The organism is Arcobacter sp. LA11, from assembly GCF_001895145.1.
In the GTDB taxonomy this organism is placed as follows: domain Bacteria; phylum Campylobacterota; class Campylobacteria; order Campylobacterales; family Arcobacteraceae; genus Halarcobacter.
This window is the reverse complement of the sequence record NZ_BDIR01000016.1, coordinates 1-17,969: the sequence shown is the minus strand read 5'-3', so window position 1 is coordinate 17,969 and position 17,969 is coordinate 1. Positions and strand designations below refer to the sequence as shown.

The window sequence follows — 17,969 nt, the reverse complement described above, 5'->3', positions numbered from 1 at the left end:
AAAAACATAATAAATATAAAATTAGGAGATAAAGACTTTATAGATAGTGTTTATATAGATTTTAAATAAAAATAAATAATATGTTATATAACATATTAATACAATAAATTACATCTTTACATCCAACTTAAAAAAAGTTATTTTTAAGTTTAAATAAACTTATTTCATATTAAAAAATGTATTTTTTGTAACTATTACATACTTTTTTTCAAGTGAAGATTCAAACTTTTCAGAGCTTGATTTTAATTCACCATAAGATATTTTTGCCACATCTTTATCTTCCCAAAGAATTTGAATAAAGGTTACAGTCTTTCTATCATATGCAATCAAATCAATAGTATTGTTATTGTTATCCCACCAACTGCCAATATGTAAAGGTTCATACCCTAAGATATCTTTTTTCTTGTTATTTATCATCTCTTTTATACATTTTTTATAACTAAGAAAAACTGTTTTACTAATAAACTCGTCTTGAATTTGCTTACTTACTTCTTTTACATCATTTAATTGTAAAGCTGTAAGATTTGGATAAATATAAGAAAACCAGAATTTTAAAGCACTATCTTCAATCTCATATCTACCAAACTTTGATATTTTTTTATCTTCTCCAACAGGCACAATTTTCTTTATAACCATCATATCTATTAACTTTTGAAGATAACGAGTCAAATAAGTAGATTTTACATCCAAAGAATTTGCAATATCTCCTATCTTTGTATTTCCCTTTGCTATGGAGTGCAAAATAGAAGAATATGTACCAATATCACTTATCTCATTTTTTAGAACTCTTATTCCATAATCAAAAAGATAAGAGTTTGGTGATAAAAATAAATTAAAAATATTATCCGTAAAATCAATCTTTGGGTTATAGTATTTTAAGTTACTAGGAGTAGTTCCTAACAAAGAGTATACATAAAGCTGGTCTAATCTATTCATATCAGGGAAAAACTCTTTGATAGCTATAAAATCAAGATAATCCAAAGTTATATTGTTTGTTAAAACTTTCTCTATTTCATCTAGATTATCATTAAATAATAATGAACTTGATATTATAAGTTGTATATTTTTATTTTTTAGATTCTTTTTCCAAAATTTTAACAATTCTATTAATGCATTCTTCTCTACTTTTACAATATTTTGAAAATCATCAATTATAATCACTAATTTCTTTTCAATAACTTGTTTATCTAAAAACTTTAATACTTCAGAAAATGTACTAAAAGAAGTATTAACATCCCCTTCATAAAAGTATTCATTGATAGTATTTGCCATTTGAGTGAAAAACATAGATGGAATCATTTCATAGTTTGAAAAGTAGAGTCTATCTTTATCTTTTGAATACTCTTGTAAAATAGTAGTTTTACCACTATTTTTTGCACCAAATAAAAACTCTATAGATGAATTGGGTAAATCAAAACTCTTATTTAAAAGTTTTAACTCTTTCTCTCTTTGTAGAAACATATAACTGTCTTTTTATAAAATTTTGATAATTATACTTTATATTATCTTATTTTAACTATCTTCTTCTTATTTATTTTATACATTGTTGAAGAGGTATTTTCATGGAAACCATCTTTAGTAAATACCATAACATCACTATTTTCATATGCAAACTCATAATCAAATTTTTCCTTTGTAAGATTTGCAGATGTAGAGTATAGATTTTTAAACTTTGTAATAAAAGGATAAAAGCTATCATCTTTTGAAATAATTCTAAAAGATTTTAGATTTGGATATATAAAGGTTGATTTGTTAGATTTTCTAACTCTTTTTCTAAAGTTTTTTGGAACTCTTGTCATAGATTTTAAAGTTTTAAAAGAATCTACAGTTTGAAGTATTTTTTGAGATTTTGGTCTTTGTTTTATATCTGAAAGTTTCTCATCGTTAGATGATGAGAAACCTACAGTTGTATCAGTTTGTACTAAATATACTAGTTCTTTATCCATTAGTCATTTAAAAATTCTTGGATAGATTTAACACCTATTCCATCTTTTTGTCTTAATGCTTTCATAGCTTCAACACAAGCAAGTGCCGCAGCAGCTGTTGTAACATAAGGAACATTTTCTTTAAGTACTGATCTTCTAATATTTTTACCATCATCTTTAGATGACTCTTTTCCATCAGAAGTATTAAATGCTAATGCAATCTCACCATTTGTAATAGAATCTGTAATATTTGGTCTACCTTCAGAGATTTTAAGTACTTTCTCACACTCAATACCTGCATCAGTAATAGCTTTATGAGTTCCACCAGTTGCAACAACTGTAAAACCTTCTTCTACTAATCCAGAAGCAATTTTTGGAGCAAATTCTTTATCTAAATCACATAATGAAATAAATACTTTACCTTCTGTTGGTAAGTCATTTTTAGCAGCACTTTGCGCTTTTGCATATGATGTACCAAAGTTATCAGAGATACCCATAACTTCACCAGTAGATTTCATCTCAGGTGTTAAAATCATATCAGAACCACTTAATTTATTAAATGGAAATACAGCTTCTTTAATAGCTACATGGTCTTTTAAAATAGGTTTTAATACTCCATTATCTTCCCAAACTAAATCTTCATTATATGTTGCAAGTGCATTTCTTAAACTCTCACCCCACATAACTCTAGTAGCTACTTTTGCTAAAGGCATACCAGTTGCTTTAGATACAAAAGGAACAGTTCTTGAAGCTCTAGGATTTACTTCAATTAAGTAAATTTGACCTTTATGAATTGCATATTGTGTATTCATAAGACCAACAACACCAAGACCTAGTGCCATATTTTTTGTTTTAGTTTCAAGTTCTTTGATTAATTCATCTGAAATTGAAACAGGAGGTAATGAACAAGCAGAGTCACCAGAGTGAACACCTGCTTCTTCAATATGTTGCATAATTCCACCAATATAAACTTCTTTACCATCACAAATACAATCAACATCTAATTCAATTGCTCTATCTAAGAATTTATCAATTAATACTGGTGCATCATTTGAAACAGATACAGCTTCATCCATATATTGTTTTAATTCTGCAGTTGAATAAACAATTCTCATACCTCTACCACCAAGTACAAATGATGGACGTACAAGTACTGGATAACCAATTCTTTCAGCAATTTCAATCGCTTCATCAACTAAAACAGCTGTTCCATTTTCAGGTTGTAATAATCCAGCTTTTTCAACAAAAGTAGAGAACTTTTCTCTATCTTCTGCTAAATCAATGACTTCAGCAGTTGTACCAATAATCTTACCACCTGCATCAGTAATTGCATTTGCAAGTTTTAAAGGAGTTTGTCCTCCAAAATGTACAATAATACCATCTGGATTTTCTTGCTCAATTACAGATCTTACATGTTCAAAATCAATAGGTTCAAAATATAAAATATCTGATGTATCATAATCAGTTGAAACAGTTTCAGGGTTACAGTTATACATAATCGTTTTTACACCCATTTCATTTAAAGCAAATGAAGCATGTACACAACAATAATCAAACTCAATACCTTGACCAATTCTATTTGGACCACCACCGATAATCATTACTTTCTTATCATCTGTTGTTTTATCAACTTTTGGTAACTTTGTAATATTTGTAGTTGAATAAAGATATGGAGTAAGAGCTTTAAACTCTGCTGCACAAGTATCAACTTCATTGTATTCAAAATCTACATCTAAAGCTTTTCTTGCTTTATATACATCTTCTTCAGTTTTACCAATAAGTCTAGCAATCATAACATCAGAGAAACCATTTGATTTAGCATTTCTCATAGCAAACTCATCATTTAAGATTGATTCGTCTATTGATTTTTCAATATTGTACATCTCTCTAAATTTAGTTAAAAACCATGGATCAACTTGACAAAGTTCAAAAATCTCTTCATTTGTAAGTCCTTGTCTCATACCATCCATTAAATATAAAAGTCTATCACAGTTAGGTCTTCTAATCTCTTTTTTGATTAATTCTAAATCAGTAGAAATAGAATCAAACCCTACAAGACCAGTCTCTAAAGAACAAAGTGCTTTTTGAATAGATTCGTTAAATGTTCTACCCATAGACATAACTTCACCTACTGATTTCATACCAGTTGTTAAAGTCGAATCTGCTTTAGGGAATTTTTCAAAAGTAAATCGTGGAATCTTTGTAACAATATAATCAATTACTGGTTCAAACGATGCAGTAGTACCTGTAATATCATTTTCAATCTCATCAAGTGTAAATCCAACTGCAAGTAAAGTAGCAACTTTAGCAATAGGATAACCAGTTGCTTTTGAAGCAAGTGCAGAAGAACGAGATACTCTCGGGTTCATCTCAATTACAATCATTCTTCCAGTTTTTGGACAAATAGAAAACTGTACATTTGAACCACCAGTATCAACACCAATCTCTCTAAGAATTGCAAAAGAGGCATTTCTCATATTTTGGTACTCTTTATCTGTTAAAGTAAGAGCAGGAGCAATAGTAGTTGAGTCTCCTGTATGAACACCCATTGGGTCTAAGTTTTCAATAGAACATACAATAATACAGTTATCTTTTCTATCTCTGATAACTTCCATCTCATACTCTTTCCAACCAAGCATAGACTCCATAATCTCAATTTCATTAATTGGGCTTGCATCAATACCAGCTTCTGCAAGAGCTTTGAATTCTTCCATATTATATGCAACACCAGACCCACCACCTGCAAGAGTAAATGAAGCTCTAGAAATAACAGGGAAACCAATCTCTTTAGCAACCTTTACCGCTTCATCAACAGTATAAGCGTTGGCACTTTTTGGTAAATCCATACCAATTTTAATCATTGCATCATTAAAAAGTTGTCTCTCTTCACCTTTTTTGATTGCATCAGGATGAGCTCCAAGGAATTGAACACCTTCAAGCATACCTTTGTCATACATTGAAGTTGCAACATTAAGTGCTGTTTGTCCACCCATAGTTGGTAAAATAGCATCAATTTTTTCTTTTTCAATTATCTTTGCAACAACCTCTTCTGTGATTGGCTCAATATAAGTTTTGTCAGCAAATTCAGGATCTGTCATAATAGTAGCTGGGTTTGAATTAATTAAAACAACTCTATATCCCAACTCTTTAAGTGTTTTTGTAGCTTGTGTACCAGAATAGTCAAACTCACATGCTTGACCAATGATAATAGGTCCCGAACCTATAAGTAAAATAGATTTTATATCTTCTCTTTTTGGCATTTAAAGTTCCCCGTATGTGTTAGTTAAAATTTGGAAAGTGTATCTAAAATGTGCTTAAAAAATTGTTAGAGAAAAACGTTTATAAATAAAAGAATTTTAAAGTGTAATCTAGTATCTAAAAGATACCAGATTAATTTGTTGGAAGATTAAATTTTTTTGTACTAATAACACCCTCTTCATCAAAAGAAAGATAATACAATACATCTTTTTTTACAGGTAAACCTGTAAGATATCTAATTGCTAAATTTGCTTGTAAAGAACCAATATGCATCACAATTGGACAAGCAATACCGTTTGGTTTTCTATCATTTATTTGGAAAACCGCTTCATATGATGCTTTATCAAAAAAACAAACTTGACCATGGAACTCTTCTACAGAACCATAAATCCAAGCTTGATTGTTTTTCATACAGTACTCGTTTATAGCCGCTCGTGTTGGAAGATTATCAGTAGCATCAATAACTATATCAAATTCTAAACCTCTCTTTGCAAACTCTTCAAAACTCTCCACATAAGCAGTTGCTTTTGTATAAGGACATCTTGACTCTACAAGCTCTTTTAAAACCTCAGATTTAAATTTTCCATCATCACCAACTTTAAAACCAATCTGTCGATGGATATTGTGAACCCCTACTTCATCAAAATCTACAAGTGCAAATTCACCTATTCCAGAAGCACCAAGTGCAATAGCTAAAGTACATCCAAGACCACCAGAACCAATAATTGCAACCTTTTTAGAAGCTAAAGAGTCCTGTGTCTCTTCTCCCCAAAGTTTTATTTGCCTGTTAAAAAATTCATGTGCTTCATTCATATCTAATCCTTACTATATAAGTATAGTTTATTTTTATTATTTTATCCTGTAATAATACCGTATTTTGTTTAAAACTTTTTGATTGTTGTCAATATTTTAATCTTGAGTAAATTAGTTAATTTATACTATCTTTTAATTTATTTTAATTCAATATAATATTTATTTAAAAGTTTTTGAAACTTCTTTTTATCTTTTGCTACTAAATTTTTAATATTGTCTTCATTTATTTCTTTTATTCCATCTTTGCTAGTTTTAATATACTTTTTATTTATAGCTTCTAGCTTTTTTAGCATTATTTTATAATTAATATCATTTACTATTTTATTCTTTGCATTTACTAAAATATATTCACTACCCTCTCTATTAGCATATTTCTTTTCTTCTATTATAAATATTCTATAACCTATAAATTTTTTTTCTGCATTCTCATTTTCTATAAACAAATTTTTAAAATACATTTTTAAATTTGAAGCTATTTCTATATAAAAGTATTTATCTGAAATTACATACATATATTCATCTAACAAATCGCCATCTACACATAATTGATATATATTCTTTTGTTCATAATATTTAAGTTGATTGACTAGAGTTATATAATATTTATTTGGAATTTTTATTTGAATATCTAGTGAATTAGTTTGTAAATTTCCATTATTAAATATCAAGTTTGTAGAAAAAACGTTATTTGAACTTATTTCTTTTGACCAAGAACTTTTATTAGAATACATAAAAATTGAATATGCTATTAAAATAAAAAATGCAAAAAATAAGAGAATTGCTCCATTTGATATTTTTTCTGTATCATTTTTAATATCTGAATAAAGAAACATAATCATATAACTAATAAAAGAAGAAAAAAAGAACAATATAAAAGATTTTAAATAAATATCACTTTTAAAAAATATTAATATGGATATTAAACCAATTATTACATAAAGGACTATAGTATTAAAAGAAAATATATTTTTGTATATATCATTTTCTATATTTAAAGTTATGATTAAAGATAAAGAAATATATATAAGAATAATTACATATAGAACTAAAAAACTATTTATAAAAAAGAACTCCGCTACTTCAACATATATAATTGGTAAAAAAATCAAAAATAACCAAAATTTTATTTTAAGAAGGTGTAAATGTATTTTTTTTAAATCACTAAAAATTAAGTTTTTCTTTTTTTTTAAACTTATAGAAGGATAGAAAGGAGACGCTTTTACAGTTTTTTTAGAAGAAAACTCGTTATAAACAAATATACTTATATATACATATAGACCAATAAATAGAAAAGACAATAAAATTAATAATACAATTGAACTTATCGAAACAAAATCTACTCTATCAAATAAAGAAAAAAATAAACCTTTTTCAAAACCAAAAAAATCTACAAACAAAAAATAGTCTAAAAAAAACAAAGATAATATAAATACACTATAAATAATATTTACTATCCAAAATATAAACTTTAAATTCTTTTCCATAACACCTACCATATATATAATTTTTTATTATATAAAAATAATCTTTATAGAAACTAATTCTTATGCATTTTTACCTTATAGGAAATACAATACTAAACAAAGCCCCTTTGTATTCTTTATCTAAATATTCAAAATCTACATTCTTAACACTTATCATTCCATCCAGTTTATTTTTTATGATTATATATGAAATGTATAAACCTAACCCTGTACCTTCTGATTTGTGTTTTGTAGTAAAATATGGTTCAAAAATTCTATGGATTATATCTTCATCTATTCCTCCTGCTATGTCTTTTATTTGAATTGTTAATATTTCTTTATCTACAGATATATCTATAAAAACTAATTTATCTTCCATCTGTTTTTTTTCATAAATATCTTTTGAATTAGTTACCATATTTATAAGTACTTGTATCAGCTCATTTTTATCTGTATACAAAGTTATATCTTTTTGTATAGTATATATCACTTCTATTTCTAATATTTTTGATAAATCTAAAAAACTATTCATTAAATGCTGTAGTCTAAAAACATCTTTCTTTTTTCTTTTTTTACTAAAGCTTTTAAAACTATTTATAGTTTCAGACAAGTATTGTGCTTTTTCATTTATTATAGAACAACTACTTAATACATCTTCTGTTTCTAACTTCCCTACTTTCTCATAAAGCTGTATACTTGTAGCTGCACTTGAAATAACTGATAAAGGCTGTCTCCAGTGATGAGCTATATTTGAAATGAGCTCATTCATTGATGTTAATTTTGATTGTTCATATATGATTTTATCTTTTGCTTTACTATTTTTTATTTCATGCTCTAACCTATTTTGAAAATCTTCATTTAAATATTTTAATCTTTTGTTTAAAAATTTTCCTATTTTTCTCTCTTTTAATAGCAAATAAAATGTAAAAAATAATATACTTACAAAAGTAGATAATACAAAAAATAATAATGTTCTATTATTAATTATATTTGTAAAATAGGTATTTAAGACAATATTATAAATAAAATAATTTATAATACAAAACAACAAAATAAAAATAATACCAATCTTCATTTTTTCACACATGAAACAGCCCTTATAGTTTTCATAATCTTTTGAAATATTTTTTCAAAAAAAAGTTAATTATTAGATTCTACTTTTAAGAGTATTAATATTCTATTAAATAAATAATATTTTTTAATACAATTAAGAAAAAAAAGGTCCTTGATGGAAGTATATGAGAGAATAAATATATTACTTAAAGATAAAAACCTTACTAAAAGAGAATTTGCAAAAAGACTTAGGGATTTAGAACCAAAGTTAAATAGTACAGGAGAAACCCCTTCTGAGAAAACTATATACAAATATCTTAATGGTAGCATATCTATAAAAATAGAACTTATTCCATATATTGCAGAAGCTTTACAAATAGCAGAACAAGAACTTTTCACAAGAGACAATAAAAGTAGAAAAAGATTTTTCCAAAACCTTATAAAAACTGCAACACTAGAAGAAATAGAAATACTAAAAAATAAATTCAATCTAAAATACAATGAATCATCACTAGTAAAAGAACCAAATAGTACTTATACAAAAGATTCTTCTTTAGAATCACAGCTAATAGAACTACTTCCATATTCTCCTAAGCCTTTATTACAAAATTTTGTAACAAAACTTAAAGAAATAAAAGATTTCAACGAAACTATTTAAAGAATACTTTTAAAACCTTCATTTGTAATTATTACGTGGTCTACAAACTCTATACCTAATAACTTTGCACTATCTATAAGTCTTTTAGTAATAAGTTCATCTTCTAAACTAGCTTTTAACTGTCCACTAGGATGATTGTGAGCTACTATTATACTAGCTGCTCTTAGTTCAATTGCTGGAGATAGTACTTCTCTTGGATGAACTAAACTTTGGGTTAAAGTACCTATAGTGATAACTCTTTTTTCTATTAGATGATTTGCTCCATCTAGATACAAAGCTAAAAAATACTCTTGTTTTTTGCTTTTATATTCAAACAGTTCTTCATATACTTCTTTTGCAGAAGTGATTTTTTTATTACTTTTAATTAGATATCTTCTTGATAATTCTATAGCACTTAATACTTGTGAAGCTTTTACTTTTCCTAATCCATGTACTTCTAATAACTTATCTAAACTCAAAGTATCAAAATCTTTTTCTAAAAGTTTTATAATCTCTCTAGATAGTTTTATAACATCTTTACCAAATATTCCACTTCCAAGAATTATCGCCATAAGCTCATAATCTTTTAGTGATTTAGTACCTTTTTTAAGTAATTTTTCTCTTGGTTTATCTAAATTTTCTAGTTGTTTTAACGCGGTCATAAACTTCTCCATATAATATATGAAGAAGTTTATCTCAAAATATAAGTTATATTAAAAAATATAACAATTTGCAATATTTATTTTTAGTTTTTGTCAGCTTGTGTAAAAATTAGTTTTGCTTCATCAAGAAGTTTTTGAGCTTCTTCTAACTCTTTTATACCAGTTTTATATACTTCTAAAGAGTCACTTAGAGTTATTTGAGGATTTGAAAGCTTTTCTAATAACTCTTTAGCTTTTTCTATTTTAACTTCAAAACTTAATTCTTCTTTTTTTTCTTCACTCATCTATTTGTTCTCCAAAATATCTACTACGTAGTCATCAAATTTATCAACTTCTACTAAAAATGAATCATGTCCTGATTGACTATCTACCATTTTATAAGTTACCTGATCGCCACGTCCTAGTTTAATCATAATATCTCTAATCTCTTCCATCTCTTCAGGGAAAAATAACATATCATCTTTAAAAGATATTAGATGTAGTTTACATGTTACTTTATCAAAAGAGTCTTCTAGTTTGTCTTTGTTTCTTCCTGCATCAAAAATATTCATAGTTTTACATATATATAAATAAGACAGAGGGTCAAAGATTTTTGGAAAACTATATGCGTTGTATTCCAAGTATCTTTCAACTTCAAATCTTCCAAATAACTCATATAAACCATCTGTTCTTGAATATTCACGTCCAAACTTTTGATTAAACAAAGTAGGACTTAAATAGGCTATTAATCCTGCCATTCTTCCAATTGCAAGACCAGGTAATCCACGAGCAAACAAATCATCTTTTGCATAGTGCCCATCTTTAAATATAGGGTCATGTCTTATTGATTCTATTGCGATTTTATTTATAGCAATTGCCCAAGGTCTAGTATAGGCAGTTGTAGCCATAGCAAATACATGTTCTGCAAAATCTGGAAACTCTATCGAGTAACAAATAGCTTGCATTCCACCCATTGAGCCACCAATTACTGCTTTGGCATTTGTGATACCTAAACTATCATATAATCTCATTTGTGCTTTTACGATATCTGATACTGTTAATATTGGGAATTTTAGTCTATATTCTTCTTGCGTTGAAGGGTCAATACTAAGTGCATTTGTAGAACCAAATGTACTTCCAATATTATTTGAACATATTACAAAATATTTTCTCGTATCAATAGCTTTTCCATCACCAATAAACTTATCCCACCATCCAGGTTTAGCCTCATCAGCATATCTTCCTGCAACATGATGAGAACCAGCTAAGGCATGACAAATAACAATTACATTTGATTTATCAGCGTTTAATTGACCATATGTTTCATATACTAGTTCAAACTCCTCTAGTATCCTACCACTTTCTAGGTATAATGGTTCATCAAACTTTGCTACTTTAGTTTCTATCTTCAATTTCTATATCCCATTCTTTAATAATAACTTATAATAATTATCCAAAATATTGATGCAATCCTATCAAAAAGTTAATAAATAACGTGTTAAGCCTCTATTTTATAGGCTTAGTTCTTCTGGTTTAGTTTTCATAATTTCTTGCCATTTTTCATCAGGAGACCATTGCTCAAATACTTCTAAATTAATATTATCGAAAGGTGTTTTAAGTATGTATTTATGATAAACATACATAAAAGCAGAGACTCTATAATTCATAATACAATGAACCCATACTTTTTTATTTGAAAATGATGATAGTATTTCAATAAAATCTTTTAGATTTTTTACTGTAGGTTCTAAAAACTCAACTGGAATATGCACATAGTTCATACCCAAAGAAGTAACTATGTCATCTTCATTTTCTATTTTTCCTTCACTATGTGCTACTGCAAGATTTATCACAATTTCATAGCCATCTTCTGCAATCTTTTCAAACTGTTTAGCAGTTGGTTGACCTGATGTAGAGATTTTTTCATTTATCTTTATATAGTTATTTATATCTTGCATACTTATCCTTCGTAAAGCTTTACTTCTTTTATATACTTCTGCTTTAACTCATCTTCTATAAATGATGAATTAAAAGAGTTTTTCACAAGTTTTACAATATCTTCTTTTGATAACTCTAAGTTTTCATATAGATTAATAAAGTTTTGATTTAAATAACCTTTAAAATATGCTGGATCATCTGAATTTACTGTCACATTTAGCCCAAAATCTAAAAGCTTTTTTATATTATGTTCTTTATAGTTTTCAAAGACTTTTAACTCAATATTTGAATTAGGGCAAACTGTTAGTGGAATTTGTTCATCTTTTAATCTTTGCATTAATTCATCTGATTTTATAGATTGAACACCGTGGTCAATCCTTTGAATATGAAGTAAATCTAAGGCTTCGTAAATATATAAAACATCAGCTTCTTCCCCTGCATGGGCAACTAGTTTAAATCCATTTTCTTGGGCTTTTTTAAAAACTTTTTCAAACTTTGAAGGTGGATTTCCAAGCTCAGAAGAATCCAATCCAACTCCTATAATATCATCTTTAAAATTTAAGGCTTCATCTAAAGTTTTTAAAGCATCTTCTTGGGATAGATGTCTTAAAAAACACATGATTATTTGTGAAGTTATTCCAAACTTTTTATTTGCATCTTCTAAAGCCTCTTTTATTCCACTTATAACTGTTTCAAAAGAGACACCTCTTGAAGTATGTGTTTGAGGGTCAAAGAAGATTTCTGTATGAATTATATTATTATCAACACATTTTAAAATATATTCCCAAGTTAAATCATAAAAATCTTCTTTGCTAATAAGTACATTTGCCCCTGCATAATAAATATCTAAAAAGCTTTGTAGATTTGAAAACTCATAGGCTTTTTTCACATCATCAATCGTTTTATATGGTATTTCTATATTATTCTTTTTTGCTAATTTAAACATCAACTCAGGTTCCAAAGAACCCTCAATATGCAAATGTAACTCTGCTTTAGGCAATTTTTCAATTAAGTCAATCATATTAAATTCCAAATCTATACCTCTGTTGGAGTTGGAAGATTATATTTTTCCATACATATTTTCAATTTGTTAAAATACTCTTCATTTGATTCATCATCAGAAGGAGGATTTAATAAGTTGCAACATAAAGAGGCTACTAAAGTATCACCAATTTGCACGATTACAGACTCTGCTACATAATCAATCAATCCAGAATCTCTATATAATTTATTAATCTCATCATATGTTAAAGAGTAAACCATACCATAAGCTTCACAATTTTTAACTCTTAGTAAAGTAGCCATTTTTCCAACTCTAAGTTTATATCCATTTACTTTTCCAGCTCTTGGATTTCTAGGACTTACCCCTTTACTTTTTAATATCTCTTCATCCATATATAAACCATAAAAAAAGACTTCTTGTAATCTATTTTTAGAATTGTCCATACCTTACCTTTTAAATAATTTAAATTTTTTTAACATTGTACTTATTTAAAACTTTAAGAATAACCCTATGATATAATTGAAAAAAATTTAAGGTTTATATTATGATTATGGCTAAATCACCAGAAGCTATCAAAGCTTATACGTTAGTAAGAAGTTTGCAAAAAAGATTTGTTGATAAACTAAATAAACTTAGCTCACAACTAGGTGAAAATAAAAACTTTGAAGAAGTTATATGGTTAAGAGACGAAGGACAACACGGTGGAGGAAATAGATTTGAAGCTAGAGATAATATTCTATTTAATACAGCAAGTGTAAATGTATCTCAAGTTCATTATGACGATGATTCATCAAAAAAACTTCAAAGTGCAACAGCTATATCTACAATAATACATCCCAAAAAACCCCAAGTTCCTTCTATTCATATTCATATTAGTCAAACACAAATGAGAGATGGTTCTTCATACTATAGAATCATGGCAGATTTAAATCCTAGTATCCAAAACAGTAGTGATACAGAATTTTTTAATCGTGCAGTTAAGAAACTATCAAAAGATACTTTTGAAGAAGGAGTAGCACAAGGTGATAAATACTTTTATATTCCAGCTTTAAATCGCCATAGAGGAGTTTCACATTTTTATTTAGAGAATTATAAAACATCTAATGCAGATGAAGACTATAATTTTGCAGATACTTTTGGGAAAGGAATTATAGATTCTTATATTGATATTATTGAAAATGCAATTACACATAGAACAACTTTTAGTGTTCAAGATATTATGAAACAGTTAGATTATCATACTTTATACTTATTTCAAGTTCTAACTTTAGATAGAGGAACTACATCAGGATTACTTATTCATAATCAAAACGACAGAGGTATTATGGGTTCACTTCCCTCTTTTGTAGATAAAAAACTTCTAGAATCATGGGCTACAAAAGTGGACAAACCACAAAATGAATTAATAGAAAACCTTGTTTCAGTTATAGATGAAAAAGGAATAATAGATATAAAAACAAAAGAAAAACTAGCTCAAGTTGTTAGAGAGCACTATACAAAATATCCAGAAGCTTTAAAGATGCAAGCAAGTGGAAATACTATACCAACAACTATATCAAATCATGAAAAGAGATAATTAAAGGTTTAACTTCTCTCAGAAAATGCAAGTTTCAAACCAAGACCAACAAGTATTAAACCACTAGTTTTATGAATATAATTTAAAACCATAGGTCTAGCTTTTATCCAAGAAGATAACATACCTGCTAAAAAACCAATAGGTGATTTTAAGAAAAAAGTTATAACTGCAAAAGTTGTACCTAAAATAAACAGTTGTAAAGCTTCACTTCCTGCATTTGGAACAATAAATTGAGGTAAATAAGAAAAATAAAATATTGTAATTTTTGGATTACTTATATTTGAAATTGCACCTTGCATAAACATTTTTTTGTAAGATACTTTTGGCATATCTTTCATAGCTAATTTATGTTCTTTAGATATTAGAAGTTGATATCCTAAATAAATAAGATACGCAGCACCAATATATTTGATTATATTAAACAACCACTCACTTGCTAGTAACAAAGCTCCCAGTCCCAATGTTGTTAAAACTGTATGACCCATAAGACCTATACTTACTCCAAAAGCAGTCATAATACCTGCTTTCTGACCTTGTGCTATTGATCTAGACATAACAATAATCATATCTTGTCCAGGAGTTAGAATAATAACTACTGATGTTAATATAAATAAAAATGTAATAACTTCCATTCTTTACCTTTTTAACTTAATATTAGACTCATCTGAATATTTGACCGCTCATAAGGATGAGAATATCCAACTACTTTTTTAAATCCTAATTTTTTATATAGTGTTATTGCTGGATTTAAAACTGTATTACTTTGTAAAAATATTGATTTTCCACCTAGTTCTCTTGCTTTTTGAATAATCACATTTCCAAGACTTAAACCTATGCCTTTTCCTTGCAATTCAGACCTTACTGTCATTTTTGTCAATTCATAATCATAAGTCTCATCTTCACTTTTCATAAGACCACAAAAACCAGCAACTTCTTTTTCATACAATGCTACTAAAATAATTCCACCATCATCCAAGATATATTTTTTGGGATTTTCTAAAATATTTTTATCTTTTTCTTCCATTTCAAAATATCTATTTATCCATTGTTCATTAAATTTTTTAAAATCTTTTGCATATTTATTTTCAAAATTTACAATTTCTACTTTTTCATTTTCTCTTTTTCTTTGCACTTCTAAAACTCTAGGAAAAGTAGACTTCTCATCTAAAAGCTCTTCAAATTCATCAAGAGCATGCCATAGATTATATTCCATACCTGACAACATATTTTGAACAGCAATAGTAACATCTCCATGTTGGCTATCAAGTCCTGCAATTTTTTCTTTTCCTATATCACTTAATGAAATATTTGTTTTTCTTCCATCAGTTTTGTCTTTTTTTTCGATTAACATTCCTGCTTTTGACATCTCTCTTATGATTTTTACAACTGATACATGAGATTGACCTATTTCATTTGCAATTTCGGTTACTGTTTTTGGATTTTTGTCTTGGGAAAGGGAGAAAACAACGGGATACCATTTTTGTTTAATATCTACATTGTACAATTCAAACATCTTTTCGGCATCTTTTGCTAATCTTTCACTAAGCATTCTAAGCCTAGTGCCAATTGCCATGACACCAGTTTTATCAAATAAGTTATTCATAAAAACCTCTATAATAGTAAATACGTAAGTAGTTACATATTATAACATTTTTAAAGTTTATGACTTATACTACTAAAAGTTGGACTTGCTTTTTGTATCACATGAGAATTTGAATCAACAGGATTATTTAAAATTTTAACTAATCCAATAATCATATAAAACATCATTAGAATTTTAAAACATTTCATAATTTTTCCTTTTTATGTAACTAGTTACGTAATTATACATATAAATATTTTAAAAGTCAATAATATTTATATTAATTTCAATAATCAAACTATTTTTTTTGATTTTATTCAATATAGTATACAAAAATATAACTCTTTAACTTATATTTTATATATCTATGATAATATTAAAAATTATCATAGATATTTAAGGATAAAAAAATGGCAGAAGAAGAGAATATAGTACACATACCAAATTTCTCCTACCCATTTAAAAAAATCACAGATGAAAAAAAATGCTATGAACTATTAAAAGATAAAGCAGAAGGAAACTATCTCTTTTCACAGCATGGACTCTGGCATGGAGGATTACACTTTGATAGCTTCTTCGATAAAGAAATAAAATGTATTGCAGATGGAGAGATAGTTGCATACAAAATAAATACTAAATATCTTCAAAATGAAGGTGAAGAAAATGAAGAGAATGGATTATACTCAACAGGATTTATTCTAATAAGACACTATTTTGAGTATCCAAAAGATAACAAACTAACATTCTTTTCACTATATATGCATATGGCAGATAAAAGTAAATATAATGAAGAAAAAGAGACAACGACAACATATACAATAAAAAGTGGTGACTCCTTATCAAAAATTGCATCACAATATAAAACAACAGTAGCACAAATACAAAAAGATAATAATATCGCAAATGCAAACAGTATCGCAGTAGGACAAAAACTACAAATAAAAAGTAAAAGCACAGATACAAAACCAAAATATATAATAGAAAATCCAATATACGATACAGTACAAATATTGGCAGAACCAAAAAGTATAAAAGCAGGAGAAAACATAGGTTTAGTAGGATTTTACACACCACCTAGACAAAAAGCAAGAATAGCAACACACTTAGAAATATTTACAAAAGATGATGTAAAAAACTTTGCTAAAGATGCAAAGAAAAAATATGAAGAAGATAAAAGTCCAAATAAACCAAAACCAACACAAATAAAAGTACCAATAGAAAAAGACATCTATAAAATAGAAGAACAAGAGATAGTAAAAACACCAAAAGCAAATGATACTGCAACATTAAAAGATAACTGTGAAACACAAACAGAACAAGAACCACTCACAAATGGAACACAAATAGATGTAGATGAGTCTAGTTTAGTATGTGGGAGTAGATATGAAGTAGATTCAATAGAGGGTAAAGATGTAAGTGAAGAAAACTTCACAATCTATAAAGGTTCCGTAGGAACAATAAACATACCTAAGAAAACAGATAAAAAAACCCAAGAAGAAAAAATATATAAACTATCAGATGTAAAAATCATAGAATCAAATAAAATAAAATATGTACAAATAGATGAAGAAACAGTTCTTTTATATTCTGATTGTGAAGAACTACACCCTATAACATTTGATTGGGCAAGAATAATAGATATACAATCGAAAGATAAAATATCAATATTTGATAGCTTAGAGAATCATGTTGTTCCAACTTCTGTAGAGAAAAATATGTGTTTAAGTGATTCTTTTACAGAACTATTTAAATTAATAGATAAAGACAACAATAATATGCTAGAACTATTAGAGATAAAAGAAGCTTCAAAAAAAGAGCTTATAAAACAGACAACATCTAAATATATAGTAAAGCACTCATCAGAGTGGCACAAAGAAATAAATATGGCAGATGTATTTTTAGATATATTTAGCAAGCATAAAGAAGAAATAGAAAACTCATGTGAAATAGATGACCACTATAAGAAGCAAAAAGAAAGAATAGATAAGTTATCATTTTTTACAGAGTGTAAGGATATAGAAGAGTTTCCTAAAAGTGATGATGTTTATCATTTTAATCCTATTGGGTTGGTTGGGGAGTT

Annotated in this window: 18 protein-coding genes; 3 read left to right on the top strand and 15 right to left on the bottom strand. The window is 27.3% G+C overall.

Annotated features, from left to right (window positions below; genetic code table 11):
- Nucleotides 1–159: 159 nt before the first annotated feature.
- The 6 genes from BT997_RS13770 to BT997_RS13745 form a co-directional block, all read right to left on the bottom strand.
- Complete coding sequence (locus tag BT997_RS13770) at nucleotides 160–1,461, bottom strand: ATP-binding protein (RefSeq protein ID WP_072682519.1); 1,302 nt, start codon at nucleotides 1,459–1,461, stop codon at nucleotides 160–162.
- A 41-nt stretch (nucleotides 1,462–1,502) separates the two neighbouring features.
- Nucleotides 1,503–1,946 (bottom strand): Sua5 YciO YrdC YwlC family protein, encoded by a 444-nt coding sequence (locus tag BT997_RS13765; protein ID WP_072682518.1) that lies wholly within the window; start codon nucleotides 1,944–1,946, stop codon nucleotides 1,503–1,505.
- Complete coding sequence (gene carB, locus BT997_RS13760) at nucleotides 1,946–5,185, bottom strand: carbamoyl-phosphate synthase large subunit (RefSeq protein ID WP_072682517.1); 3,240 nt, start codon at nucleotides 5,183–5,185, stop codon at nucleotides 1,946–1,948. Before carB ends, BT997_RS13765 begins: the two co-directional genes overlap by 1 nt.
- A gap of 130 nt (nucleotides 5,186–5,315) precedes the next feature.
- Nucleotides 5,316–5,996 (bottom strand): ThiF family adenylyltransferase, encoded by a 681-nt coding sequence (locus tag BT997_RS13755; protein ID WP_072682516.1) that lies wholly within the window; start codon nucleotides 5,994–5,996, stop codon nucleotides 5,316–5,318.
- Between the two features lie 137 nt (nucleotides 5,997–6,133).
- Nucleotides 6,134–6,829, bottom strand: a complete 696-nt coding sequence (locus BT997_RS15475; RefSeq protein ID WP_143145210.1) for a hypothetical protein — start codon at nucleotides 6,827–6,829, stop codon at nucleotides 6,134–6,136.
- Between the two features lie 721 nt (nucleotides 6,830–7,550).
- The gene (locus tag BT997_RS13745) at nucleotides 7,551–8,546 is read right to left on the bottom strand and encodes a sensor histidine kinase (RefSeq protein ID WP_072682514.1); all 996 of its coding nucleotides are present in this window, start codon (nucleotides 8,544–8,546) and stop codon (nucleotides 7,551–7,553) included.
- Nucleotides 8,547–8,687: 141 nt separating this feature from the next.
- Between BT997_RS13745 and BT997_RS13740 the strand changes: the two genes are divergently transcribed.
- Nucleotides 8,688–9,170 carry a helix-turn-helix transcriptional regulator gene (locus BT997_RS13740; protein WP_072682513.1) on the top strand — a complete coding sequence of 161 codons (483 nt, stop codon included), beginning with the start codon at nucleotides 8,688–8,690 and terminating at the stop codon, nucleotides 9,168–9,170.
- Here BT997_RS13740 and radC read toward each other — a convergent pair.
- The 6 genes from radC to BT997_RS13710 form a co-directional block, all read right to left on the bottom strand.
- Nucleotides 9,167–9,811 carry a DNA repair protein RadC gene (gene radC / locus BT997_RS13735; protein ID WP_072682512.1) on the bottom strand — a complete coding sequence of 215 codons (645 nt, stop codon included), beginning with the start codon at nucleotides 9,809–9,811 and terminating at the stop codon, nucleotides 9,167–9,169. The two genes, BT997_RS13740 and radC, sit on opposite strands and share 4 nt — an antisense overlap.
- A gap of 83 nt (nucleotides 9,812–9,894) precedes the next feature.
- Entirely contained in the window at nucleotides 9,895–10,095 is a 201-nt protein-coding gene (gene xseB, locus BT997_RS13730) for an exodeoxyribonuclease VII small subunit (protein WP_072682511.1), read from the bottom strand.
- On the bottom strand, nucleotides 10,096–11,202 hold the full coding sequence (locus BT997_RS13725) for a homoserine O-acetyltransferase (RefSeq protein ID WP_072682510.1): 1,107 nt from the start codon (nucleotides 11,200–11,202) through the stop codon (nucleotides 10,096–10,098).
- A 99-nt stretch (nucleotides 11,203–11,301) separates the two neighbouring features.
- Nucleotides 11,302–11,748 carry a protein tyrosine phosphatase family protein gene (locus tag BT997_RS13720; protein WP_072682509.1) on the bottom strand — a complete coding sequence of 149 codons (447 nt, stop codon included), beginning with the start codon at nucleotides 11,746–11,748 and terminating at the stop codon, nucleotides 11,302–11,304.
- 2 nt (nucleotides 11,749–11,750) lie between these two features.
- A complete protein-coding gene (locus BT997_RS13715; protein WP_072682523.1) occupies nucleotides 11,751–12,749 on the bottom strand; it encodes an adenosine deaminase in 999 nt (332 codons plus the stop codon).
- Nucleotides 12,750–12,763: 14 nt separating this feature from the next.
- On the bottom strand, nucleotides 12,764–13,174 hold the full coding sequence (locus tag BT997_RS13710) for a gamma-glutamylcyclotransferase family protein (RefSeq protein ID WP_072682508.1): 411 nt from the start codon (nucleotides 13,172–13,174) through the stop codon (nucleotides 12,764–12,766).
- A gap of 107 nt (nucleotides 13,175–13,281) precedes the next feature.
- Between BT997_RS13710 and BT997_RS13705 the strand changes: the two genes are divergently transcribed.
- Entirely contained in the window at nucleotides 13,282–14,307 is a 1,026-nt protein-coding gene (locus BT997_RS13705; protein ID WP_072682522.1) for a coproporphyrinogen III oxidase, read from the top strand.
- Between the two features lie 8 nt (nucleotides 14,308–14,315).
- Here BT997_RS13705 and BT997_RS13700 read toward each other — a convergent pair whose 3' ends face one another.
- From BT997_RS13700 to BT997_RS15595, 3 genes are read right to left on the bottom strand one after another with little or no spacing between them, the layout of a single operon-like run.
- Complete coding sequence (locus tag BT997_RS13700) at nucleotides 14,316–14,939, bottom strand: LysE family translocator (protein ID WP_072682507.1); 624 nt, start codon at nucleotides 14,937–14,939, stop codon at nucleotides 14,316–14,318.
- A gap of 11 nt (nucleotides 14,940–14,950) precedes the next feature.
- A complete protein-coding gene (locus tag BT997_RS13695) occupies nucleotides 14,951–15,910 on the bottom strand; it encodes a bifunctional helix-turn-helix transcriptional regulator/GNAT family N-acetyltransferase (RefSeq protein WP_083568760.1) in 960 nt (319 codons plus the stop codon).
- A gap of 50 nt (nucleotides 15,911–15,960) precedes the next feature.
- The gene (locus BT997_RS15595) at nucleotides 15,961–16,098 is read right to left on the bottom strand and encodes a hypothetical protein (protein ID WP_174247250.1); all 138 of its coding nucleotides are present in this window, start codon (nucleotides 16,096–16,098) and stop codon (nucleotides 15,961–15,963) included.
- 201 nt (nucleotides 16,099–16,299) lie between these two features.
- Here BT997_RS15595 and BT997_RS13690 point away from each other — a divergent pair.
- On the top strand, nucleotides 16,300–17,969 hold a 1,670-nt coding region (locus BT997_RS13690; protein ID WP_143145208.1), incomplete at its 3' end, for a LysM domain-containing protein.

Bases quoted from the DNA above. Each gene is read 5' to 3' on its own strand.
- BT997_RS13770 (WP_072682519.1), bottom strand. From the start codon at position 1,461: ATGTTTCTACAAAGAGAGAAAGAGTTAAAACTTTTAAATAAGAGTTTT.
- BT997_RS13765 (WP_072682518.1), bottom strand. From the start codon at position 1,946: ATGGATAAAGAACTAGTATATTTAGTACAAACTGATACAACTGTAGGT.
- carB (WP_072682517.1), bottom strand. From the start codon at position 5,185: ATGCCAAAAAGAGAAGATATAAAATCTATTTTACTTATAGGTTCGGGA.
- BT997_RS13755 (WP_072682516.1), bottom strand. From the start codon at position 5,996: ATGAATGAAGCACATGAATTTTTTAACAGGCAAATAAAACTTTGGGGA.
- BT997_RS15475 (WP_143145210.1), bottom strand. From the start codon at position 6,829: ATGTTTCTTTATTCAGATATTAAAAATGATACAGAAAAAATATCAAAT.
- BT997_RS13745 (WP_072682514.1), bottom strand. From the start codon at position 8,546: ATGTGTGAAAAAATGAAGATTGGTATTATTTTTATTTTGTTGTTTTGT.
- BT997_RS13740 (WP_072682513.1), top strand. From the start codon at position 8,688: ATGGAAGTATATGAGAGAATAAATATATTACTTAAAGATAAAAACCTT.
- radC (WP_072682512.1), bottom strand. From the start codon at position 9,811: ATGACCGCGTTAAAACAACTAGAAAATTTAGATAAACCAAGAGAAAAA.
- xseB (WP_072682511.1), bottom strand. From the start codon at position 10,095: ATGAGTGAAGAAAAAAAAGAAGAATTAAGTTTTGAAGTTAAAATAGAA.
- BT997_RS13720 (WP_072682509.1), bottom strand. From the start codon at position 11,748: ATGCAAGATATAAATAACTATATAAAGATAAATGAAAAAATCTCTACA.
- BT997_RS13715 (WP_072682523.1), bottom strand. From the start codon at position 12,749: ATGATTGACTTAATTGAAAAATTGCCTAAAGCAGAGTTACATTTGCAT.
- BT997_RS13710 (WP_072682508.1), bottom strand. From the start codon at position 13,174: ATGGACAATTCTAAAAATAGATTACAAGAAGTCTTTTTTTATGGTTTA.
- BT997_RS13705 (WP_072682522.1), top strand. From the start codon at position 13,282: ATGGCTAAATCACCAGAAGCTATCAAAGCTTATACGTTAGTAAGAAGT.
- BT997_RS13700 (WP_072682507.1), bottom strand. From the start codon at position 14,939: ATGGAAGTTATTACATTTTTATTTATATTAACATCAGTAGTTATTATT.
- BT997_RS13695 (WP_083568760.1), bottom strand. From the start codon at position 15,910: ATGAATAACTTATTTGATAAAACTGGTGTCATGGCAATTGGCACTAGG.
- BT997_RS15595 (WP_174247250.1), bottom strand. From the start codon at position 16,098: ATGAAATGTTTTAAAATTCTAATGATGTTTTATATGATTATTGGATTA.